The 23,864-nt window shown below is 42.9% G+C and carries 15 protein-coding genes; 9 read left to right on the top strand and 6 right to left on the bottom strand.

The window, feature by feature from the left end:
* The first annotated feature begins 218 nt into the window (after window positions 1–218).
* The 6 genes from rpoB (at window position 219) to tuf (ending at window position 13,279) form a co-directional block, all read left to right on the top strand.
* Entirely contained in the window at window positions 219–4,355 is a 4,137-nt protein-coding gene (gene rpoB / locus ACTF5Q_RS03330) for a DNA-directed RNA polymerase subunit beta (RefSeq protein ID WP_438953321.1), read from the top strand.
* 53 nt (window positions 4,356–4,408) lie between these two features.
* The gene (rpoC, locus tag ACTF5Q_RS03325) at window positions 4,409–8,617 is read left to right on the top strand and encodes a DNA-directed RNA polymerase subunit beta' (RefSeq protein WP_438953270.1); all 4,209 of its coding nucleotides are present in this window, start codon (window positions 4,409–4,411) and stop codon (window positions 8,615–8,617) included.
* 442 nt (window positions 8,618–9,059) lie between these two features.
* Window positions 9,060–9,431, top strand: coding sequence for a 30S ribosomal protein S12 (gene rpsL / locus ACTF5Q_RS03320; RefSeq protein ID WP_153692272.1), 372 nt, complete (start codon window positions 9,060–9,062; stop codon window positions 9,429–9,431).
* 12 nt (window positions 9,432–9,443) lie between these two features.
* Complete coding sequence (rpsG, locus tag ACTF5Q_RS03315; RefSeq protein WP_153692271.1) at window positions 9,444–9,914, top strand: 30S ribosomal protein S7; 471 nt, start codon at window positions 9,444–9,446, stop codon at window positions 9,912–9,914.
* 17 nt (window positions 9,915–9,931) lie between these two features.
* On the top strand, window positions 9,932–12,049 hold the full coding sequence (gene fusA / locus ACTF5Q_RS03310) for an elongation factor G (protein ID WP_438953269.1): 2,118 nt from the start codon (window positions 9,932–9,934) through the stop codon (window positions 12,047–12,049).
* A 54-nt stretch (window positions 12,050–12,103) separates the two neighbouring features.
* Window positions 12,104–13,279, top strand: a complete 1,176-nt coding sequence (gene tuf, locus ACTF5Q_RS03305) for an elongation factor Tu (protein ID WP_438953268.1) — start codon at window positions 12,104–12,106, stop codon at window positions 13,277–13,279.
* Between the two features lie 64 nt (window positions 13,280–13,343).
* On the opposite strand, the gene ACTF5Q_RS03300 is transcribed toward tuf, so the two are convergent.
* The 5 genes from ACTF5Q_RS03300 to ACTF5Q_RS03280 all read right to left on the bottom strand — a co-directional run bounded on the left by ACTF5Q_RS03300 (window position 13,344) and on the right by ACTF5Q_RS03280 (window position 16,894).
* Complete coding sequence (locus ACTF5Q_RS03300; RefSeq protein WP_438953267.1) at window positions 13,344–14,270, bottom strand: electron transfer flavoprotein subunit alpha/FixB family protein; 927 nt, start codon at window positions 14,268–14,270, stop codon at window positions 13,344–13,346.
* Window positions 14,270–15,028, bottom strand: a complete 759-nt coding sequence (locus tag ACTF5Q_RS03295) for an electron transfer flavoprotein subunit beta/FixA family protein (protein ID WP_438953266.1) — start codon at window positions 15,026–15,028, stop codon at window positions 14,270–14,272. The genes ACTF5Q_RS03300 and ACTF5Q_RS03295 overlap by 1 nt, the downstream gene beginning before the upstream one ends.
* A 169-nt stretch (window positions 15,029–15,197) precedes the next feature.
* Window positions 15,198–15,770, bottom strand: coding sequence for a cob(I)yrinic acid a,c-diamide adenosyltransferase (locus ACTF5Q_RS03290; protein WP_438953265.1), 573 nt, complete (start codon window positions 15,768–15,770; stop codon window positions 15,198–15,200).
* Between the two features lie 3 nt (window positions 15,771–15,773).
* Window positions 15,774–15,980: a twin transmembrane helix small protein gene (locus ACTF5Q_RS03285; protein ID WP_164377073.1), complete on the bottom strand. Its 207-nt coding sequence runs from the start codon at window positions 15,978–15,980 to the stop codon at window positions 15,774–15,776.
* 83 nt (window positions 15,981–16,063) lie between these two features.
* Window positions 16,064–16,894 (bottom strand): SDR family NAD(P)-dependent oxidoreductase, encoded by an 831-nt coding sequence (locus ACTF5Q_RS03280; RefSeq protein ID WP_438953264.1) that lies wholly within the window; start codon window positions 16,892–16,894, stop codon window positions 16,064–16,066.
* 118 nt (window positions 16,895–17,012) lie between these two features.
* On the opposite strand from ACTF5Q_RS03280, the gene parC reads away from it, so the two are divergent.
* On the top strand, window positions 17,013–19,316 hold the full coding sequence (parC, locus tag ACTF5Q_RS03275; protein WP_438953263.1) for a DNA topoisomerase IV subunit A: 2,304 nt from the start codon (window positions 17,013–17,015) through the stop codon (window positions 19,314–19,316).
* 51 nt (window positions 19,317–19,367) lie between these two features.
* Here parC and ACTF5Q_RS03270 read toward each other — a convergent pair whose 3' ends face one another.
* On the bottom strand, window positions 19,368–20,549 hold the full coding sequence (locus tag ACTF5Q_RS03270) for a DegT/DnrJ/EryC1/StrS family aminotransferase (RefSeq protein WP_438953262.1): 1,182 nt from the start codon (window positions 20,547–20,549) through the stop codon (window positions 19,368–19,370).
* Between the two features lie 310 nt (window positions 20,550–20,859).
* Between ACTF5Q_RS03270 and ACTF5Q_RS03265 the strand changes: the two genes are divergently transcribed.
* Both ACTF5Q_RS03265 and ACTF5Q_RS03260 read left to right on the top strand, forming a co-directional pair.
* Window positions 20,860–22,245 carry an aminotransferase family protein gene (locus ACTF5Q_RS03265; protein ID WP_438953261.1) on the top strand — a complete coding sequence of 462 codons (1,386 nt, stop codon included), beginning with the start codon at window positions 20,860–20,862 and terminating at the stop codon, window positions 22,243–22,245.
* 128 nt (window positions 22,246–22,373) lie between these two features.
* Window positions 22,374–23,855, top strand: coding sequence for a PLP-dependent aminotransferase family protein (locus ACTF5Q_RS03260; protein WP_438953260.1), 1,482 nt, complete (start codon window positions 22,374–22,376; stop codon window positions 23,853–23,855).
* Window positions 23,856–23,864 lie beyond the last annotated feature (9 nt).

Raw genomic sequence — 23,864 nt, 5'->3', positions numbered from 1 at the left:
ACTTACTGGCTGGGCGTGATATTTCAGGCCCAGCCACGTCTGTCTTATAAAGCATCATTTGACAGGGTGTTTCATAAGGAAGAATGGAAGAACCGGGAGACTTTCTAACGGGAAGAAAGTCAAGAATAGGTTTTCGTAGTTCCTCTCTCGTGTGGGAATACATCTGGAACCCGACAGATTGTATTACCGGTGAGATAAATAAAAAGGTGTGTAATATCATGGCACAAACCTACATCGGCCAAAAACGTCTTAGAAAGTATTACGGAAAAATTAGAGAAGTTTTAGATATGCCGAACCTAATTGAGGTTCAGAAATCTTCTTATGACCTATTTTTAAAATCTGGCGATCAGTCTGAACCTCTCGATGGCGAGGGGATAAAAGGGGTCTTCCAGTCTGTTTTTCCAATCAAGGATTTTAACGAAACTTCGATACTTGAGTTTGTAAGTTATGACTTGGAAAGTCCTAAATATGATGTGGAAGAGTGCCAACAGCGGGATATGACTTACAGTGGCCCACTTAAGGTAAAACTCAGATTAATCGTTTTTGATGTTGATGAAGATACTGGGGCTAAATCGGTAAAGGATATTAAAGAGCAAGACGTGTTCATGGGTGATATGCCTCTTATGACCCCGAATGGTACATTTGTTGTTAATGGCACTGAGCGTGTAATTGTTTCACAGATGCACAGATCTCCTGGGGTATTTTTTGATCATGATAAAGGGAAAACGCATAGTTCTGGAAAATTGCTCTTTGCCTGCAGAATCATTCCATATCGAGGCTCCTGGTTAGACTTCGAATTTGATGCGAAAGATATTGTTTACGCTCGAATTGATCGTCGTAGAAAGCTGCCCGTAACAACCTTGTTGTATGCACTTGGCATGGATCAAGAGCGTATAATGGATGCTTATTATGAAACAGTACCCTACAGACTAAACAAGAAAAAAGGATGGGTAACCAAGTTTTTTCCTGACCGAGTAAGAGGAACCCGTCCTGCCTTTGATCTAGTGGATGCGGCCACGGGAGAAGTAATTGCTGAAGCAGGAAAAAAAGTAACACCGAGAGCCGTAAAGAAGCTTAAAGATGAGGGTAAAGTAACTGAGTTATTAATTCCCTATGACCAAATTATTGGTCGTTACGTTGCCAAAGACATAATAAACGAAGATGATGGAGCTATTTATGTAGAGGCAGGAGATGAGCTTACTGCTGAATATGATAAAGAAGGTGTACTAATCGGTGGCACGCTTAAAGATCTAGCGGATGCCGGTGTAGATGAGATACCTGTTTTAGATATCGATAATGTCAATGTTGGGGCTTACATACGTAACACCATGGCTCAGGACAAAAATTTGAACCGAGATACGGCATTATTAGATATATATAGGGTAATGCGCCCTGGTGAGCCGCCAACAGTCGAGGCTGCGTCTGCACTGTTCGATACACTATTTTTCGATAGTGAACGTTATGATCTCTCTGCTGTTGGGCGTGTTAAAATGAATATGCGTTTGGCACTTGATGCCGAAGATACTCAACGCACCCTTCGCAGTGAAGATATTGTTGCTTGTATAAAAGCTCTGGTAGAGCTTCGCGATGGTCAGGGAGAGGTAGATGACATCGATCACTTGGGAAATCGGCGGGTCCGGTCTGTAGGTGAGTTAATGGAAAATCAGTATCGCGTTGGTCTACTTCGAATGGAAAGAGCGATCAGAGAGCGCATGTCTAGTGTTGAGATAGACAATGTGATGCCTCAGGATTTGATTAATGCTAAGCCTGCTGCTGCCGCTGTTAGAGAATTTTTTGGATCTAGTCAGCTGTCTCAGTTTATGGATCAAACTAATCCTTTATCAGAAGTCACTCACAAGAGGAGACTTTCGGCTTTAGGGCCTGGTGGACTAACTAGAGAACGTGCAGGTTTTGAAGTGCGTGATGTTCATGCAACTCATTATGGTCGTATGTGTCCGATTGAAACACCAGAAGGGCCGAATATTGGTTTGATTAACTCTTTGGCCACTTTTGCTCGTGTCAATAAGTATGGGTTTATTGAAACCCCATACCGAATAGTCAAGGATGGGCAGGTCACCGATGAGGTGCATTATTTATCGGCTACGGAGGAGATGAGACACACTGTTGCCCAGGCCAACGCGAAGCTGGACCAATCTGGGAAATTTATCAGCGATTTAGTATCTACCAGGCAGAATGGTGATTATACATTGGCACCGAATGAAAGCGTGGACCTGATAGACGTGAGCCCCAAACAGTTAGTTTCTGTCGCGGCGTCGCTTATACCATTTTTGGAAAATGATGACGCAAATAGGGCCCTAATGGGTTCTAACATGCAGCGTCAGGCGGTACCTTTGCTAAGCGCGGAAGCTCCGTTAGTGGGCACAGGTATGGAAGGCGTGGTCGCAAGAGATTCTGGTGCTGCTATTATGGCAAAGAGGGCCGGAATTATTGATCAAGTTGACGCACAACGTATAGTTATAAGGGCGACTGATGATCTTGAGTTAGGTGACGCTGGAGTTGATATATATCGACTCAGAAAGTTTCAAAGGTCAAACCAGAATACTTGTATCAATCAGCGCCCATTAGTTAAGGTTGGGCAATCAGTTGGTAAAGGTGAAGTAATTGCGGATGGCCCCTCAACTGATTTGGGCGAATTAGCTCTTGGTAAGAATGTAGTCGTGGCATTTATGCCGTGGAATGGATACAACTATGAGGACTCAATTCTTATCTCTGAGCGAGTCGCGAGAGATGATGTGTTTACATCGGTACATATAGAAGAGTTCGAGGTCGCCGCTCGTGATACAAAATTGGGTCCCGAGGAAATAACCCGCGATATTCCTAATGTTGGCGAAGAAGCTCTTAGAAATCTTGATGAGGCAGGGATTGTATACATCGGCGCAGATGTCGAACCTGGCGATATTCTGGTTGGCAAAATAACGCCAAAAGGTGAGAGCCCAATGACACCGGAAGAAAAATTGCTCAGAGCGATCTTTGGGGAAAAGGCTTCTGACGTAAGAGATACGTCCCTTCGGGTAAAGCCTGGTGATTATGGTACCGTTGTAGAGGTGCGCGTGTTTAATAGGCACGGGGTCGAAAAAGATGAGAGAGCACTTCAGATTGAGAGAGAAGAAGTAGAGCGTTTAGCTAGAGACCGGGATGACGAACTAGCGATATTAGATCGTAATATCTATGCAAGGCTAAAAAACACATTAGTTGGTAAGAAGGTCGTTAAAGGGCCGAAAGGCGTCAAACCAAATACTAAAATCGATGATGAAGTGCTTGCTTCGTTAACGAAAGGACAGTGGTGGCAGCTTGCGCTATCAGAGGAAAAAGACGCTCAAATCGTTGAGGCATTGAATGACCAGTATGACGCTCAAAAACGCGCACTGGATGCTCGCTTTGACGACAAAGTAGAGAAAGTGCGTCGTGGGGATGATTTACCTCCAGGCGTTATGAAAATGGTGAAGGTTTTTATAGCGGTAAAGCGCAAGCTCCAGCCTGGTGACAAAATGGCGGGGCGTCATGGAAATAAAGGTGTAATATCCAAAGTTGTCCCGATGGAGGATATGCCGTTTCTTGAGGACGGAACCCCAGTCGATTTTTGCTTGAATCCGCTTGGTGTTCCTTCTCGAATGAACGTGGGTCAGATTTTGGAGACGCACATGGGGTGGGCTGCAAGAGGGCTTGGCTTGCAAATAGACGAGGCTCTCCAAGATTACCGTAGAACTGGTGATTTGTCCCCGGTCAAAGAGGCCATGCGCCTTGCGTATGGACAAGACGTTTACGATGAGGGTTTAAGTGGTATCGATGATGAGTTATTACTTGAGGCAGCTGGAAATGTAGCTCGGGGTGTCCCTATTGCTACCCCAGTTTTTGATGGCGCCAAAGAGGGTGATGTTGATGATGCTCTCCGACGAGCTGGATTTGATCAGTCCGGGCAATCTATCCTGTATGATGGCCGCACAGGTGAACAATTTAGCAGACCTGTAACCGTTGGAATTAAGTATCTTCTTAAGCTTCACCATCTTGTTGATGACAAAATCCATGCTCGGTCCACAGGACCTTATTCGCTTGTGACGCAACAGCCGCTAGGTGGTAAAGCTCAATTTGGCGGTCAGCGTTTTGGGGAAATGGAAGTTTGGGCTTTAGAGGCTTATGGTGCTGCTTATACTTTGCAAGAAATGCTTACAGTAAAATCTGACGATGTGGCTGGTCGCACAAAAGTTTACGAGTCCATCGTCAAAGGTGAAGATAATTTTGAGGCTGGCGTTCCTGAGTCATTTAACGTTTTAGTTAAAGAGGTTCGTGGACTAGGGCTCAACATGGAACTTCTTGATGCAAAGGAGGACGATTAAAGCAACTAAGCTTTATTTAAGATAATCCTATTGCTCATATCGAGGTATAAAAAATGAACCAAGAAATTACAAATAATCCTTTTAACCCTCTGGCCTCCCCCAAGGTTTTTGATGAAATAAAAGTTTCTCTAGCATCACCTGAACGAATTCTTTCATGGTCTTATGGAGAAATCAAAAAGCCTGAGACGATTAACTACAGGACTTTTAAACCAGAACGAGATGGTTTGTTCTGTGCTCGTATCTTTGGCCCAACCAAAGATTATGAATGCCTTTGTGGTAAATATAAGCGTATGAAATACAGGGGTGTCGTCTGTGAAAAATGTGGTGTCGAAGTTACTTTGCAAAAGGTTCGGCGCGAAAGGATGGGACATATAGAGCTTGCGTCGCCTGTTGCTCATATTTGGTTCTTGAAGTCGCTTCCATCACGGATAGGACTAATGCTAGATATGACCTTGCGAGATCTTGAACGTGTCCTCTACTTCGAAAATTATGTAGTAATAGAACCTGGCCTTACCGATCTCTCATATGGACAAATGCTCTCAGAAGAAGAGTATATGGATGCCCAGGATACCTATGGCATAGATGCGTTCACCGCAAACATTGGTGCTGAGGCTATTCGCGAAATGCTCGCTGTAATAGATCTGGAAGCTGAGGCTGACCGCTTAAGAGAAGAGCTGAAAGAAGCTACGGGAGAATTAAAGCCAAAGAAAATTATAAAGCGTCTAAAAGTTGTTGAAAGTTTTCTTGAGTCTGGAAACCGTCCTGAGTGGATGATTTTGACAGTGGTACCAGTTATCCCGCCGGAGTTGAGGCCGTTAGTACCGTTAGATGGTGGTCGCTTTGCTACATCGGATCTTAACGATCTATATCGCAGAGTTATAAACAGAAACAATCGCTTAAAGCGTTTGATAGAACTTAGGGCACCGGATATCATAGTACGTAATGAAAAACGGATGCTTCAGGAATCTGTTGATGCTCTTTTTGACAATGGTCGGAGGGGACGTGTAATCACTGGAACTAACAAGCGCCCACTTAAATCTTTATCGGATATGCTTAAAGGTAAGCAGGGCCGTTTTAGACAAAACCTTTTAGGTAAACGTGTTGATTTTTCTGGCAGATCGGTAATTGTTACAGGACCGGAGCTGAAACTACATCAGTGTGGGCTTCCCAAAAAAATGGCATTGGAACTCTTTAAGCCATTCATTTATTCTAGGCTTGAGGCTAAAGGGCTTTCATCTACAGTAAAGCAGGCTAAAAAGTTAGTCGAAAAAGAGCGGCCGGAAGTTTGGGATATCTTAGACGAAGTGATACGTGAGCATCCGGTTATGTTGAATAGGGCTCCTACGCTTCACCGTTTAGGCATTCAAGCTTTTGAACCAGTTTTAATTGAAGGAAAAGCTATTCAGCTCCATCCTCTGGTATGTGCTGCCTTTAACGCTGATTTTGATGGAGATCAAATGGCAGTTCACGTGCCTTTAAGCCTTGAAGCTCAATTAGAGGCCAGGGTATTGATGATGTCGACAAACAATGTTTTGTCGCCTGCAAACGGAGCTCCCATTATCGTTCCGTCTCAGGACATGATACTTGGATTATATTATACAACTATAGAGCGTGAAGGTATGAAAGGTGAAGGAATGTCTTTCAGCTCTACTGAAGAAGTTCAGTATGCGCTAGATACTGGAACAGTACACCTTCATGCAAAGATTCAAGCTAGAATTGGTCAGATTGATGAAGAGGGAAATGAAATTTTCAAACGGTTCGATACCACTCCAGGCCGTGTAAGAATTGGATCACTGCTTCCAAAAAATGCAAAAGCACCTTTTGATTTGGTTAACAAACTTTTGCGTAAGAAAGACGTCCAGAGCGTAATCGATAATGTGTATAGATATTGTGGTCAAAAAGAATCTGTAATTTTCTGTGATCAGATCATGGGAATGGGGTTTAAAGAGGCTTTTAGAGCAGGGATATCATTCGGAAAAGACGATATGGTTATCCCAGAAGATAAGTGGGGGTTAGTTGAAGAGACTAGAAGCCAGGTAAAGGATTTTGAGCAGCAATATATGGACGGCCTTATAACTCAAGGTGAGAAATATAATAAAGTAGTGGATGCATGGTCAAAATGTAATGATAAAGTTACCGATGCAATGATGGGAACAATTTCGTCTGGTACCCGTGATGAGGGCGGTGCGGAAGCAGAACCAAACTCAGTTTACATGATGGCACATTCTGGCGCTCGGGGTTCAGTTACTCAAATGAAGCAGTTAGGTGGGATGCGCGGTTTAATGGCTAAGCCAAATGGAGATATTATCGAGACCCCTATTATTTCGAACTTTAAAGAGGGTCTAACTGTTTTGGAGTATTTTAATTCTACTCACGGGGCAAGGAAAGGCTTATCTGACACAGCTCTAAAGACTGCTAACTCCGGGTACCTAACACGCCGTCTGGTGGATGTGGCGCAGGATTGCATAGTACGAATGCAGGATTGCGGTACCGAGAATTGTATAACTGCAGAGCCAGCAGTGAATGATGGAGAAGTTGTCGCTTCGTTATCAGAGCGTGTCTTGGGCCGTATCGCTGCGGAGGATATTTGTAATCCAGAGAATGACGAAGTCATAACCGCCAAGGGTGATATGGTAGACGAGCTCATGGCAGATCGTATTGATGAGTGTGGATTGCAGTCAGCACGAATACGAAGCCCACTGACCTGTGAGGCGGAAGAAGGTGTCTGTGCAAATTGTTACGGTCGCGATCTTGCTCGAGGTACGAAAGTAAATGTTGGAGAAGCGGTAGGAATTATAGCAGCACAGTCTATTGGTGAGCCTGGTACTCAGCTTACAATGAGAACCTTCCATATTGGTGGCGTAGCTCAAGGTGGGCAGCAATCATTTCTGGAAGCTAGCCAGGATGGTGTCATATCTTACGAAAATCCCATGACACTTAAGAATTCCTCCGGAGAAACATTGGTTGTTGGTAGAAATATGAAGCTTCGAATTGTTGACGAGCAGGGAAATGAAAGAGCAAGTCACAAACTTGGCTATGGTTCAAAAATCTTTATAAAAGAGGGTGCTAAGGTATCGCGTGGTGATAAGTTGTTTGAGTGGGATCCATACACGCTACCTATTATTGCTGAAAAGGCGGGTACTGCTAAATTGGTTGACTTAGTAAACGGTATTGCAGTGCGAGAAGAAACCGATGATGCAACCGGTATGACACAAAAAATTGTTGTCGATTGGCGTGCTGCTCCCAAAGGAAATGATTTGAAGCCTGAAATAATATTAGTGGATAAAGCCGGGGAGCCTGTTCGCAATGATGCTGACAACCCAATAACTTATCCGATGTCTGTAGATGCTATTTTATCTATTGAAGATGGTTCGGAGATTAAAGCTGGCGATGTGATCGCCCGAATACCACGGGAAGGGGCTAAAACCAAAGATATCACAGGTGGTTTACCGCGTGTGGCTGAGTTATTTGAGGCTAGGCGTCCGAAAGATCATGCAATTATAGCCGAGATAGACGGTTACGTAAGATTTGGGCGTGATTATAAAAATAAAAGGCGCATTACAATAGAGCCTGCTGATGAAACATTAGAGCCCGTGGAATATATGGTGCCAAAAGGTAAGCATATACCAGTGGTGGAAGGTGATTTCGTTCAAAAAGGCGATTATATTATGGATGGTAATCCTGCGCCACATGATATTCTTGCAATTATGGGTATAGAAGCGCTTGCAAATTATATGATTGACGAGGTTCAGGATGTTTATCGTTTGCAGGGTGTTAAAATCAACGATAAACATGTAGAAGTTATTGTTCGTCAAATGCTACAGAAATGGGAAATTGCTGAAAGCGGTGACACAACCCTACTTAAAGGAGAGCATGTTGATAAGGCTGAATTTGTTGCTGCTAATGAAAAGTCTCTCGCTAAAGGTGGACGACCAGCACAAGGTGAGCCTATCCTGTTAGGTATTACTAAGGCGTCTTTGCAGACACGCTCATTTATTTCCGCAGCTTCTTTTCAGGAAACTACTCGGGTACTAACCGAGGCATCTGTTCAGGGTAAAAAGGATAAGCTCGTTGGTTTGAAAGAAAATGTGATTGTAGGAAGATTGATACCGGCGGGTACTGGCGGTGCAGCATTAAGAGTTCGGCGTATAGCTAGTGCGCGAGATAAAGTCGTGATAGACGCTAGGATTGAGGAAGAAAATGCTGCCGCTCAGTTGGAGGCTCCCTCTTCGGAAGAAGTTGTTGGGTCAGAGGCAGAATAAATAGAAAAAAGTTTATAAAAACCCGTGGTCTTGCCGCGGGTTTTTCTATAAGTGTCTAACAATCGTTCTCACGTTCTACTAGTCGGGGCTCGTTCAGTGCTCTTTTAATTAATTGAGACTGTAATAGCTTATTTTCTGTATTCTGCTGGTCATCTGCCATTTAATTATTTGATAAATAAAAAATTCCCCACTGTTGACAAATTAACCGACTCCTCATATATGCACGCGTAATTCGGATGGGTATCTCATTTCGTATCCAAATATGTAGTAGTCAAGATCCGGGTAGTTCCCCGATCCTCTGGAAACCTACCGCTTAGTTCTCGCAAGAATGGGAGCAAAAGCGGCATTTGCGTTTGTGTGAACATAAAGCGCGAAAAATTCGTCGCATCTAGCTTTTGGTAGGTGCAAAATAAAATGTAAGAGCCAAACGGGGAATGCCTGAATGCCTACAATACAGCAGCTGATACGTAAGCCACGACAGCCAAAGATAAAGCGTTCCAAGTCAATGCACTTAGAACAGTGTCCTCAAAAGCGGGGTGTGTGCACCAGAGTGTACACAACTACACCAAAAAAACCAAACTCTGCCATGAGAAAAGTGGCGAAAGTTAGGCTTACTAACGGATATGAAGTTATTTCATACATTCCTGGTGAAAAACATAACTTACAAGAGCACTCAGTTGTTCTCATAAGAGGTGGCCGTGTTAAAGATTTACCTGGTGTACGTTATCATATTTTGCGTGGAGTGTTGGACACCCAAGGCGTAAAAGATAGAAAGCAACGTCGTTCGAAGTACGGCGCCAAGCGGCCTAAATAGGGGGAATAGAATATGTCTCGACGTCATGCGGCCGAAAAACGTGAAATTCTTCCAGATGCAAAATTTGGAGATCGTGTGCTTAGTAAGTTCATGAATAATCTCATGGTGGATGGTAAGAAGTCTATAGCCGAGAAAATTGTATATAATGCTCTTGACCGTGTTGAGGGAAAACTAAAGCGTGCTCCGGTAGAAGTGTTCCATGAGGCCTTGGATAATATCAAGCCGACAGTAGAGGTCAGGTCTAGACGGGTAGGTGGTGCAACTTACCAAGTCCCTGTAGAGGTTCGCCCTGAGAGAAGAGAGGCTTTGGCTATTCGCTGGTTAATATCTGCAAGCCGTGGCCGAAATGAAAATACTATGGAAGAGCGTCTGGCTGGAGAGTTGATGGATGCGGTTAATTCAAGGGGCTCTGCAGTTAAAAAACGCGAAGATACACACAAAATGGCTGATGCGAACAAGGCATTTAGTCATTATCGCTGGTAAAGGTAGGGGCAGAAAAAATGGCACGAGAATATCCATTAGAGTTATATCGTAATTTTGGTATCATGGCTCACATTGATGCTGGCAAAACAACCTGTTCTGAGAGAATTCTGTACTACACAGGAAAATCCCACAATATAGGTGAGGTGCATGACGGCGCTGCGACCATGGATTGGATGGAACAGGAACAGGAGCGTGGTATCACAATTACTTCTGCCGCTACGACTACGTTTTGGGAGCGAACCGAGGATGGAGAGAAAGCAGACACCCCTAAGCATCGTCTCAACATTATCGATACTCCTGGGCACGTAGATTTCACTATCGAAGTTGAGCGGTCTTTGGCAGTTCTAGATGGTGCTGTATGTGTTTTGGATGCTAATGCAGGCGTCGAGCCACAAACTGAAACGGTTTGGCGTCAAGCTGATAGATATAAGGTTCCGCGGATCGTTTTTGTGAATAAAATGGATAAAATTGGTGCAGACTTTTTCAATTGCGTAAACATGATCGAAGATCGGACTGGAGCGCGGGCAGTGCCAGTAGCAGTTCCAATTGGTGCGGAAACAGAACTGGAAGGTCTTGTGGATTTAGTCACAATGAAGGAATGGTTGTGGCAAGGCGAAGATTTAGGAGCATCGTGGATTCAGGCTGATATTCGTGATAGTCTCAAAGGTATGGCAGAAGAGTGGCGCGGTAAGATGATCGAGGCTGCTGTCGAAATGGATGATGATGCCATGATGGCATACCTGGAGGGTGAGGAGCCTGATGTCGGCACACTAAGGGACCTTTTAAGAAAAGGGACTCTGAGTCTTTCATTCGTCCCGGTCTTAGGCGGCTCTGCTTTCAAAAATAAAGGGGTTCAGCCACTTTTGAATGCCGTTATTGACTATCTTCCGAGTCCGTTGGATGTCGTTGATTACATGGGCTTTGCACCCGGGGATGATGCGGAAGAACGCAACATTGCGCGCCGAGCGGATGACGGCATGCCATTTTCCGGACTTGCGTTTAAAATAATGAACGATCCTTTCGTAGGCTCTTTAACGTTTACCCGTGTTTACTCCGGGGTTCTGAACAAGGGTGATACTGTTCTGAATTCAACTAAGTCCAAGAAAGAACGTATTGGGCGAATGATGATGATGCACTCAAATAACAGGGAAGAGATAGACGAGGCCTTCGCTGGAGATATTATTGCCTTGGCTGGCCTTAAGGACACAACTACTGGTGATACTATTTGCGATGCAAAAGAGGCTGTTGTCTTGGAGACCATGACGTTTCCAGAGCCAGTGATCGAAATTGCGGTAGAGCCCAAAACCAAAGGTGACCAAGAAAAAATGTCTCAAGGTCTTGCAAGACTGGCAGCCGAAGACCCTTCTTTCAGAGTAGAGACTGATATGGAGTCGGGTCAAACCATTATGAAGGGGATGGGGGAGCTCCATCTCGATATTTTAGTTGATCGATTGAAGCGTGAATTCAAAGTTGAGGCTAACATTGGTGCACCGCAGGTGGCCTACAGAGAAACAATTTCGCATGAAGTTGAGCATACGTACACTCATAAAAAGCAATCAGGTGGTTCTGGTCAGTTTGCAGAAGTTAAAATGATAATTACACCCACAGCGCCAGGCGAGGGATATTCATTTGAAAGCCGTATCGTGGGTGGAGCAGTTCCGAAAGAGTATATTCCTGGGGTTGAAAAGGGAATAAATTCTGTCATGGACAGCGGTCCGTTGGCCGGCTTCCCCGTTATCGATTTTAAAGTAGCCTTGATCGATGGAAAATTCCATGATGTAGATTCTTCTGTCCTTGCATTCGAAATTGCTGCGCGGATGGGAATGCGAGAGGGCATGAAAAAGGCTGGTGCAAAGCTTTTGGAGCCTGTGATGAAGGTAGAGGTTGTTACTCCTGAGGAATATACAGGCGGAATAATTGGTGATTTGACTTCTCGACGGGGCCAAGTAACTGGTCAGGAGCCTCGGGGTAATGCTGTGGCAATAAATGCTTTCGTACCTCTTGCTAATATGTTCGGATATATAAATAATTTGCGTTCGATGTCGTCAGGACGAGCTCAATTTACAATGCAATTCGACCATTATGATCCAGTGCCGCAAAACATCTCGGACGAAATTCAAGCGAAATTTGCATAATTAGAAATCTGCCACTGAGGTCATCTCGAAGGCAAAACTTAAAAGGAGGCCACGATGGCAAAGGAAAAATTTGATCGTAGTAAACCGCACTGCAACATTGGAACGATTGGTCACGTTGACCATGGTAAGACGACATTGACAGCAGCGATTACAAAATACTTTGGTGATTTTCAGGCATATGACCAAATTGATGGTGCCCCGGAGGAAAAAGCGCGTGGGATAACAATCTCAACTGCTCACGTTGAGTATGAGACTGATAATCGTCACTATGCGCACGTCGACTGCCCAGGTCACGCTGACTATGTTAAGAACATGATTACTGGTGCGGCCCAGATGGATGGAGCCATTTTGGTTGTTAATGCTGCAGATGGTCCAATGCCGCAGACACGTGAACATATTTTGTTAGGTCGCCAAGTTGGTATTCCTGCGATGGTTGTTTTCATGAATAAAGTAGACCAAGTGGACGATGAAGAATTGCTTGAATTGGTTGAAATGGAAATTCGTGAATTGCTAAGTGCGTATGATTTTCCAGGTGACGATATTCCAATCATAGCTGGCTCTGCGCTAGCAGCGATGGAAGGTCGTGACGCAAATATTGGGGAAGATAAAATCAAAGAGCTTATGGCTGCTGTTGATGAATATATTCCACAACCACCACGTGCAGTTGATGAGCCATTCTTAATGCCGATTGAAGATGTGTTCTCTATCTCTGGTCGGGGTACTGTTGTTACAGGTCGTGTTGAGCGCGGTGTAATCAATGTTGGTGACGAAATAGAAATCGTTGGTATCCGTGACACATCAAAAACAACTTGTACTGGTGTTGAAATGTTCCGCAAACTACTTGATCGTGGTGAAGCAGGTGACAATATTGGTGCGTTACTTCGCGGTGTTGACCGTGAGGGCGTTGAGCGTGGTCAGGTTTTGTGTAAACCAGGTTCAGTTACACCTCACACCAAGTTTGAGGCAGAGGCATATATTTTGACTAAAGATGAAGGTGGAAGACATACGCCATTCTTTGCAAATTACCGTCCTCAATTTTACTTCCGTACCACTGACGTAACTGGGACTGTAGTATTACCAAGCGGAACTGAAATGGTTATGCCGGGTGACAACTTGAAGTTCACTGTTGAGCTGATAGCGCCTATCGCAATGGAAGAAAAACTAAGGTTTGCTATTCGAGAAGGCGGACGTACCGTCGGATCAGGCGTCGTCGCCAAAATTATCGAATAGTCATCAAAATAATATGTAAAGCTCACTTCAGTGAGCTTTACTAAACATTGGGGAAACCCATTTCTTAAAGTTTGTTTGTAAGATCTGGTACTGCGTCAAACAGATCAGCTACTAAACCCAAATCAGCAACCTGAAAAATTGGCGCTTCTTCATCTTTATTAATCGCAACTATAACCTTACTATCTTTCATTCCTGCAAGGTGCTGGATTGCACCGGATATACCTACCGCAACGTATAAATCTGGGGCTACTACCTTACCAGTTTGGCCGACTTGCCAGTCGTTCGGAGCATATCCACTATCAACAGCTGCCCGTGAAGCCCCAACCGCAGCGCCCAATTTATCAGCAAGTTTTTCAATCATTGCAAAGTCAGTGTCTGACCCGACACCTCGTCCACCCGATACTACTGCGCCGGCAGATGTTAACTCTGGTCTGTCTGACGCTGCGACTTTATCTTCCATCCACTCAGAAAGAGAAGAAACGACCTCAGAGTTTATATTTTCAATATTTGCATTACCAGATGCTGCAACAGCTTCAAAATTTGCTGTTCGAACCGAAATAACCTTTTTCTGATCAGAAGATTCAACCGTTTGAATTGCATTTCCTGCGTAGATAGGCCTTTCGAAAGTGTTGGAATTAATAACTGCCGTGATATCGGTAATTACCATCACATCCAAAAGCGCGGCTACTCTGGGCAGTATGTTCTTCGCAGAGTTCGTGGCCGGTGCGATAATATGTTCATAATCATCAGATATAGAAACAACTAAATCGGCGATTGGTTCAGCCATGCCGTTACCAAAAACTCCACTATCAATGCATAAAACTTTAGCCACGCCACTCAATTTTGCTGCCGATTGCGCTGCGCCAGAGCAATCAGATGAGGCGCATAAAATATGAACCTCACCAAGTTCCTTGGCAGCAAAAACTGCTTTTGCAGTTGCATCCTCAGACAACTCATTTCCATTTAATTCAGCTAAAATTAGAACTGCCATTACACCGCTCCCATTTCTTTAAGTTTTTCGACCAGTTCATCCACAGAACCAACTTTTATACCCGCCGCACGCGCTTCGGGCTCTCCAGTATTTTTAATTTTCAGTCGAGGCGATACATCGACCCCTAAATCCTCAGCACTCATTACGTCTAACGGCTTTTTCTTTGCCTTCATTATATTCGGTAGGGATGCATATCGTGGCTCGTTCAGCCTTAAATCGACAGTTACAACGCTGGGCAGGTTGACCTTTATTGTTTGAAGGCCCCCATCCACTTCTCGAGTTACGATCGCTTTGTCCCCCTCAATACTTAGTTCTGAGGCAAAGGTCGCCTGAGACCACCCTAATAAAGCTGAAAGCATTTGCCCTGTCGCGTTCAAGTCATTATCTATTGCCTGCTTCCCACAAATAACTATGCCTGGTTCTTCTTTTTCAACAATATTTTTAAGTATTTTTGCAACTGCCAGCGGCTCAATATCATTGTGAACATCGTCAGTAGCCACAATTAATATTGCACGATCTGCGCCCATAGCTAATGCAGTACGTAAAGTTTCTTGCGCTTTTTCAACGCCAATAGAAACGACCACCACTTCATCCACTTTTCCCGCTTCTTTAAGTCTTATTGCCTCTTCGACCGCAATCTCATCAAACGGGTTCATGGACATTTTTACATTTGCAAGGTCAACCCCTGCACCATCCGCTTTGACGCGCACTTTGACGTTATAGTCAATCACTCTTTTGACAGGCACAAGCACCTTCATTGTCATTATCTCCTTGTATCGCCAATTACACTTTAAGCCAAACTTTCCGACTTATCTCCTATCAAAGTAGACCTGCGGTAAATAGCGAAAAAGCGTCGACTCGTTAACAATCGACGTCGCGTAACATTATTTTATTTCGATTTCAAATACCAAAGAGTCACGGCAGTTCTTATCGATTTGCCCCTGGAATCCATTTTAAATCATCAACTCCATTATTATTTGCAGCTCGAGATGCAACAAAAAACCAATCTGAAAGTCGGTTCAAGTATTTAGTTGCCTCTGGGTTTACATGATCATGAAACGCCAGCTCTACTGCTAAACGTTCTGCTCTTCGGGCGACCGTACGACAAACGTGAAGATGCGCTGCAAGTTGACTTCCCCCTGGCAAAATAAATGTTTTTAGTGGTTCAATGGGCTCGTTCATAGTGTCAATTTCCTGCTCAAGCCTCTCCACTTGCGAACGGACTATACGCAAAACTTCATAATCAGCTTCTACATCCTTATCCATATTTGGCCTGCATAAATCTGCACCCAAATCAAAAAGATCATTTTGAATAGACGATAATTTAGCAGCCATATCACCTGTAGAAACAAGCCTTGCCATTCCAAGATGAGAATTCAATTCATCAACCGTTCCATAAGCTTCAACTCGCAAATCATATTTGGCTACACGCTCAAAATTCCCCAGAGACGTCTCGCCGTCATCTCCAGTTTTTGTATAAACTTTGTTTATTGTGACCATTTTTTATCCCCTTGATCCGCTTAAATACACAAATAATAAAATAATTGCGACTGCTAAAAACTGAGCAAGAATCCTTAAACGCATAAGTTTATTTGCATATTTTCTATTGAACTCACCGCCTCTTCCAAAACCACCGATTCCAATCATTAGAACAATAAGAACAGCAGCCATAGAAAGAATGACAAGAATAAATAATGGATCTTGAGACATGAGATTTCCTAATAGTCGGTTTTACCACTGTGAATTTAGTGGTAATTTGGCAAAAGTGAACACGTGATGCTGACTTAAATAAATTAAATTTTGACAAGCAGTTTTTCCAACCAAATAGTTGGCAATATGCGACGCATCAGAGCCATGAAATACGTCGGTTTCGTTATATAGTATGCAGGTGCTGGTTTTTTACTTTCTAATGCTAATACAAGTTTTTTTGTTACCGCTGATGCAGGTAGTTCGAATTTATTTATAGAACTTTTTTGCCTCAGACGACCAACAAGCGTCGCTTTGTAGTGCTCCGCTCTTTTTGAATTTTCCCAGTCAATCCATTTTTCGAAATGTGGTATAGAATTTTCTCGAATTTTAGAAGTCACAGGACCCGGGTTAATTAATATCACTTTAACCGGAGTATCTCGCATTTCGAGCCTGAGTGTTTGCGTAAGCCCTTCAAGAGCAAACTTTGTCGCATTATAAGCGCCGCGCCATTTTAAAGGTACTATACCGAGAACCGATGAACAATTAATTATTCTTCCATATCCCTGAGCCCTCATAATAGGAATGATTTCTCGTGTTAATTCATGGTAACCAAAAAGATTAGTTTCAAATATTGCTCTTAGAGCATCTCGCGGAAGATCTTCTAGAGCGCCTGGGCATGCAAATGCCCCATTGTTAAACAGAGCGCCCAAAACACCGTTGTTATTATTAAGAATATATTCAACACCAGACTGAATTGAGGTAGTATCATCATAATCCAACCTAAAACTTTCTAAGCCCTCTTTACGTAGGTTCTCGCAGTCCACCTCATTTCTGCAAGTTGCAAAAACTCTCCACCCTCTTGCTTTTAGTCCATGTGCAGCATCATAACCAATTCCTGAAGAGCAACCAGTGATAAGTATAGAACGATCCATCAAGTAAACCTTTCATACGCTTTAATATTAGGACGATGCATCCAATAATATTTGAAATATTTTTTTGAATTCATCAGTCTTCTCCTTTACCCCACTGTCAAGCTTGTTTATCAAACAAATCATGAGTGAAGTATCAGATGAATTGAACGATAAAGGTATTCTAGCAGAACCGCTGGGCCGCGCCATTGGCGAACGATATCTCACCTACGCTCTTTCCACAATAATGAACAGAGCCCTTCCTGATGCAAGAGATGGCCTAAAACCAGTTCATAGACGCATTCTTTATGCAATGCGTGAATTAAAACTTACTGCGAACGGTGGGTTTCGTAAATCTGCTAAAATTAGCGGTGACGTTATGGGTAATTATCATCCTCATGGGGATGCCGCGATATATGACGCAATGGCTAGGCTTGCTCAAGAATTTAATGTTAGATACCCACTGGTCGATGGGCAAGGTAATTTTGGTAACATAGACGGAGACAATCCGGCCGCTAGCAGATACACAGAAGCAAGGATGACTACGGTCGCTGAAGCTTTACTTGATGGATTAAATGAAGATGCTGTAGATTTCAGAGAAAATTATGACGGAACTTTGTCCGAACCCATAGTTTTACCTGCCAGCTTTCCTAACTTACTCGCAAACGGATCAAGCGGAATTGCTGTAGGTATGGCGACTAATATACCACCTCACAATATTTCAGAACTTTGCGATGCGTGTCTCCATATGATAAAAAACCCCGAAGCGCGCGTAGAAACATTATTGAAGTACATTCCCGGCCCAGACTTTCCAACCGGTGGGACTATTGTCGAACCTTATGAAAGTACACTTAACGCTTACAAAACTGGCAGGGGCTCGTTTCGACTAAGAGCGCGTTACTCAGTTGAGGATTTAGGGCGCGGTCAATGGCAAATAGTAGTCACAGAAATACCATTTCAAGTCCAAAAATCAAAACTGATAGAGAAAATTGCAGAGCTAATTCAAACAAAGAAAATACCAATATTAGAAGATATTCGAGATGAGAGTGCAGAAGATGTTCGAGTAGTACTGGAACCAAAAAGCAAAAATATAGATCCAAACATTTTAATGGAGACGTTATTCAAAATTTCTGATCTTGAAGTTCGCTTTTCCCTCAATATGAACGTTCTCATAGACGGCCTAATACCAAAAGTTTGCAATTTGAATGAGGTGCTCAGGGCTTTTCTGGATCACAGACGCAATATTTTAAAACGTAGGTCCAACTTCCGGTTGAACAAAATAGATATCAGACTGGAAATATTAGAAGGTCTTATTATAGCTTTTTTAAATTTAGATCGCGTAATTGATATTATTAGATATGATGAGAGTCCCAAACTAGCACTTATGTCCGAAGACTGGGGGAAAAAGCACGAACGGGCTCAAGATGAAGCAGACTATAACAGACCCGATGTCTCAATCGAAGGTGAGCTAAGCGAAGCACAAACTGAAGCAATTTTAAACATGCGACTACGCTCTCTTCGCAAATTAGAAGAAGTAGAATTGGTTAAAGAGCGGGATAGTTTGATGGAAGAAAGAGCAAACTTGGAAGATTTGCTCGCTGATACAATGCAACAATGGAATAAAATTGCCGAAGAAATTCGCGAAACAAAAAAACAGTTTGGCCAAAATTTTGTGGCTGGAGCAAGACGCACTGATTTTGCAGAGGCACAAGATTTCGAAGAGGTGCCAATCGAGGCAATGATTGAAAAAGAGCCAATAACAGTAGTTTGCTCAAGCATGGGATGGATCCGAGCTATGAACGGGCACATAGATCTTGAAAGAGAGTTAAAGTTCAAAGATGGCGATGGTCCCGGAATTATTTTTCATGCTCAAACCACTGATAAACTAATTGCATTAGGGTCTAATGGTCGATTCTACACAATTCTGGCTTCTAATCTGCCTGGCGGACGGGGCATGGGTGAACCGATTAGGTTAATGGTAGATATCCCAGACGAAGCCAAAGTAGTGAATATAATACCATATATTTCCAACCAGAAACTATTGGTTGCTTCGTCGGCTGGGGACGGTTTTATAGTCAGACATGACGACGTAATTGCCCAAACCAAGAGTGGAAAGCAAATTCTAAATGTAAAAGATAATTCCACAGCAAAAGTCTGTTGTAATATTAATGGGGATCATATTGCAGTAGTTGGAGAAAATAGAAAAGTATTGATCTTTCCAATTTCTGAACTTCCAGAAATGGCTAGAGGCAAAGGTGTTAGACTACAAAAATATAAAGATGGAGGCTTGTCAGACTTAACCACTTTCGATCTTTCAGACGGACTAACTTGGTTAGACCCCGCGGGCAGAACGCGAACTGAATCAAACCTAGCGGATTGGACGGCTAAAAGAGCTAGTGCTGGACGCATGGCTCCGAGAGGTTTTCCTAGGGATAATAAATTTAAGTAATATTTATATAAGTTAAAACGTACTACACAGTTGTTTTTCTTTACACTTTAATCATTCCGCGGCCATATTGCTTTTAACCTGCCTCAGCGCTTCTAAGATCATTTCTGCAATACTTTTACAATCATCAACGCTAAGTCGAGCCGGAAGCCGTACATCGCAGGCGTTCATTAACATTCCTCGCGTTTTTGGTAAATTATATCTTTCTGGTAAAAAATCCCAATTCCAGAAGGCCCTGGCATTATCCTTTGAATTGCCAAAAACCTGAAGTGCAACGCCCATTCTATTTATCAGATCACAAAACTGACTAACCTCCGACGGCGTTAATCCAACCAGGTTGAATTGTATTGAGTCTGGCGCACGAGCTTCTTGCTCAAATTTTTCAGGGACATGTATCCATTCACTATGACTCAGCTTTTTCGCAGCAATATCGTGATTACGGCGTCCATTCTCAATTCTTTCATCCAAATAGGGTATCTGTGAGTCCACGATTAAAGCAGACAGATTATTCAACCGCATGTTGTAGAGCGGTAATTGATTTTGCCATTTCTCAAAAAACTGTCTTTCCCCATGATGTTTCTCCCAATTATGCTCGTAGGCTCCAGACATCACAACAGCTTTAGCAAAGCAGTCTGGATCATCTGTAATCAACATCCCACCTTCACCAGAGTTCAATAGTTTGTAAGATTGGAACGAAAAACAGCCAAGTCTTCCAAAAGTACCAATATTTTTACCCCTCCAAGACGTACCTAGTGAATGAGCCGCGTCCTCGATAACAGGCACACCTAATTTTTCACAGTTTGATAAGATTTTATCCATGTCGGAAGTATGACCACGCATATGACTTATCAGTACAGCATCCACAAGTTGAAGTTTGACTAAAAAATCATCCAGATCGATACGATAATCCGTTCCACACTCACATAACACAGGAATACAATTCGCATGCACTACTGCCGATGGTACAGCGCCAAAGGTGAAAGCTGGTATAAGAACCTTGGGATTTGCAGGGAGATTTAAGGTTTTCAAGGCTAAAAACAGAGCTGCTGAGCATGAAGATACAGCCAGTGCATACTTTGCACCAATCTTACTGGCAAAATTCTGTTCTAATTTGAATACAGCCGAGTTTTCGTTAGTGTAGCGGAACAGGTCACCTGTTGATAATAAGTTTTCTATATCAGACCGCGCTGCTTCTGGGATAGGGTCAGCCTGGGTTATTTTTGGAATATTACTCAACTTTAAACTCCCACAATAAGTCTAACCGATAAAACAATTCGAAGCTAGGTAGTATACAGCCAATTTTAAATAGCATTCTGCTAAGTTTAATAATTATTATTTAAAGGTGGTCTGTAAATAATCTTTTAAACTTTTTTTGATTTTTACGCGATGAGTTAGATTTCATCAAGTTAGTCATGACTTTTATGTTTAAACGCGGCAAAATGAACCAGCTGGCCATACAGTGGGTATATTTCTGGACCTATTTTAAAAAATGTTTTAGCGTCTATTATATTGTTCGAATAAAACAACTCTATAGCAAGGTATTCTCATGGATGGCACTTTGAATCAAAACGACATTAGTCATGTTGTTGAGGCCGATAGGGCTCACATCTGGCACCATTTAATACAGCATAAGCCTTTCGAAAATGGTGAACCAAGGATCATCGTTGAGGGCAAAGGTATGCGAGTTTGGGATCAAAATGGAAAAGAACACATTGATGGCGTTTCGGGAGGTGTGTGGACGGTTAACGTAGGATATGGCAGAGAAAGCATAGCAAATGCAGTGCGCGATCAATTGCTAAAGTTGAACTACTTTGCTGGAGCAGCTGGATCAGTGCCTGGAGCTTTATTCGCTGAAAAACTAATTGAAAAAATGCCGGGACTATCCCGAGTTTATTATTGCAACTCAGGATCTGAGGCCAACGAAAAAGCTTTTAAAATGGTCCGCCAAATTGCTCATAAAAAATATGGTGGTAAAAAAAATAAGATTCTCTATCGAGACCGTGATTATCATGGGACGACAATAGCTGCACTTTCAGCCGGTGGGCAGGATGAGCGAAATGCTCAATATGGGCCATTCACTCCAGGTTTCATCCGTGTTCCTCATTGTTTGGAATATAGGGCTCAATGGGATTTGAGCGGCGAAGCATATGGGAAGCGTGCTGCTGATGCGATCGAAGAAGTTATATTAGCAGAGGGTCCCGACACAGTGGGCGGGTTGTGTCTTGAGCCCGTAACAGCGGGCGGTGGAGTAATCACACCCCCAGAAGGATATTGGGACCGAATTCAAGAAATATGTCAAAAATATGATATACTTCTTCATATTGATGAAGTCGTATGCGGCCTTGGCAGAACAGGTACATGGTTTGGATACCAAAACTATGGAATTAAGCCCGATATGGTCACAATGGCAAAAGGGGTAGCTTCTGGCTATGCTGCTATTGCATGTTTAGTTACCACAGAGGAGGTATTTGATAGTTTTAAAGATAACCCTAGCGACAAAATGAATTATTTCAGGGATATCTCTACCTTTGGCGGATGTACCGCTGGACCAACAGCAGCTATCGAAAACATGCGAATAATTGAAGATGAAAATTTATTGGAAAATACAATCAAAATGGGTGCTCGAATGATCGATAACCTTAATCATCTGGCAGAAAAACATCCAGTAATTGGCGATGTGCGCGGCGCAGGATTATTTTGCGGAGCTGAGTTGGTTAAAGATCGGCATACAAAAGAACCTGAGGATGAAAAATTAGTTCAAGCTGTGGTAGCTGACTGCGCGGCACAAGGTGTATTGATTGGGGCAACCAACCGTTCACTTCCGGGCCTCAATAATACTCTATGTTTTAGTCCAGCACTTATTGCAACTCCCGATGATATCGACCAGATCAGCGACGCAGTAGACAAGTCACTTGCGAAAATATTTGGATAAAGACCACTATAAAGAAACTTAAAACGACACAATCTAAATAGTTTTAAAAACAGAATATTTTTAATAACTTATACCCACCACGCTGGCAGTGCTAGGGCAGTGATGAAAGGAATGTTATCTGAAGTAAAATGAGTGTACCAGTCGAAACATTTTTCATGGATGAAAGCGTTGAGGGTACTCTTCAATCTCGGTTACAACAAATAATTGCTAGAGGGATACTATCTGGAAGGTTCAGGAAAGGAGAAAAACTCCCATCCACCAGAAAACTTGCTAAACATTTGGGAGTTAGCAGGATAACTGTAACCCTTGCTTATACGGAACTACAATCTAATGACTATTTGTCCTCTAAAGGCAGATCCGGTTTTTATGTTTCACAAAATGCTCCCGAAGCCCCTCAATTTAAAATTACAAAGTCGCAAAACCCAGAAACGCTGGTTGACTGGAATAAAGCCTTAGGTCAACGGTTCAGTGGGAAATTTTTATCAGAAAAAAGAAGTGATTGGGCTGGATATAAATATCCATTTATTTATGGGCAAGTGGACGCAAATTTATTTGATCATGCAAATTGGCGTCTATGTGCGCTGCAGGCTCTCGGAACTAAGGACTTTAGAAGTATGACATCCGATTTTTATGATCAGGATGATCCAAAACTTTTGGAATTTGTTGCGCGCCATACCTTGCCACGGAGAGGTATCATCGCAGATGAGGATGAAATTCTTATAACTTTAGGTGCTCAAAACGCACTTTGGTTATCAACTCAGATCTTGTTAACACAGAGAAGAAAAGCCTTGATTGAAAACCCATGCTACCCGGCACTCCTAGATATTCTGAGCCAATCTAGATGTAATATTGAGGCAGTAGACGTCGATCACCAAGGTCTGCCGCCTGAAAAGCTTGATGATGACATAAATGTAATTTTTACAACTCCCAGCCATCACTGCCCCACCGCCGCAACGATGCCACTGTCCAGACGCAAACATCTAATTGAGAAGGCTAGAGAGCTTAATGCAATAATAGTAGAGGATGACTATGAATTTGAAATGTCCTTTTTAGAACCGGCGTTACCGGCGCTTAAATCGTTGGATGAAGATGGCAGGGTAATCTACGTGGGGAGTTTCTCAAAGTCACTATTTCCTGGGATGAGACTTGGCTATCTAGTAGGTCCCGCCCCATTTATCAAAGAGGCCAGAGCCCTTAGAGCATCAGTTCTTCGACACCCCCCCGGGCACATTCAAAGAACTGCGGCATATTTTCTGAGCCTGGGTCACTACGATTCTCTAATCAAAAGAATGTCTAAACAGTACGAAGAGCGACATCTGGAGATGGAGAAAAGCCTGATAAAATTTGATTTAAAAATTTCTGGAAAGGCAAAACATGGTGGGTCTTCTTTTTGGATTGAAACTCCAAAACATATAAAAGCTATCGAATTAGCGCAAAATCTACTTAATATGAATGTAGTGATCGAGCCAGGCGATCCATTCTTTGTAGGAGAAAATTATCCCCAAAATTTCATTAGATTAGCTTACTCGTCAATCCCGACCAGCAAAATTGCGCCGGGTATAGAATTGATTGCTCGGGCAATTTCAGATACTGGACCTATAACGGCATAACTTTTGGCC

Origin of the sequence: Candidatus Salinivivens marinus, assembly GCF_965655845.1 — a bacterium.
In the GTDB taxonomy this organism is placed as follows: domain Bacteria; phylum Pseudomonadota; class Alphaproteobacteria; order Rhodobacterales; family Rhodobacteraceae; genus Salinivivens; species Salinivivens marinus.
This window is presented reverse-complemented; position numbering and strand designations above follow the sequence as displayed.

Coding starts and splice junctions, on each gene's coding strand:
- ACTF5Q_RS03290 (WP_438953265.1), bottom strand. CDS start 15,770: ATGGTCACAATAAACAAAGTTTATACAAAAACTGGAGATGACGGCGAG.
- ACTF5Q_RS03285 (WP_164377073.1), bottom strand. CDS start 15,980: ATGTCTCAAGATCCATTATTTATTCTTGTCATTCTTTCTATGGCTGCT.
- fusA (WP_438953269.1), top strand. CDS start 9,932: ATGGCACGAGAATATCCATTAGAGTTATATCGTAATTTTGGTATCATG.
- ACTF5Q_RS03295 (WP_438953266.1), bottom strand. CDS start 15,028: ATGAAGGTGCTTGTGCCTGTCAAAAGAGTGATTGACTATAACGTCAAA.
- ACTF5Q_RS03265 (WP_438953261.1), top strand. CDS start 20,860: ATGGATGGCACTTTGAATCAAAACGACATTAGTCATGTTGTTGAGGCC.
- rpoC (WP_438953270.1), top strand. CDS start 4,409: ATGAACCAAGAAATTACAAATAATCCTTTTAACCCTCTGGCCTCCCCC.
- tuf (WP_438953268.1), top strand. CDS start 12,104: ATGGCAAAGGAAAAATTTGATCGTAGTAAACCGCACTGCAACATTGGA.
- ACTF5Q_RS03260 (WP_438953260.1), top strand. CDS start 22,374: ATGAGTGTACCAGTCGAAACATTTTTCATGGATGAAAGCGTTGAGGGT.
- parC (WP_438953263.1), top strand. CDS start 17,013: ATGAGTGAAGTATCAGATGAATTGAACGATAAAGGTATTCTAGCAGAA.
- rpsL (WP_153692272.1), top strand. CDS start 9,060: ATGCCTACAATACAGCAGCTGATACGTAAGCCACGACAGCCAAAGATA.
- ACTF5Q_RS03300 (WP_438953267.1), bottom strand. CDS start 14,270: ATGGCAGTTCTAATTTTAGCTGAATTAAATGGAAATGAGTTGTCTGAG.
- rpoB (WP_438953321.1), top strand. CDS start 219: ATGGCACAAACCTACATCGGCCAAAAACGTCTTAGAAAGTATTACGGA.
- rpsG (WP_153692271.1), top strand. CDS start 9,444: ATGTCTCGACGTCATGCGGCCGAAAAACGTGAAATTCTTCCAGATGCA.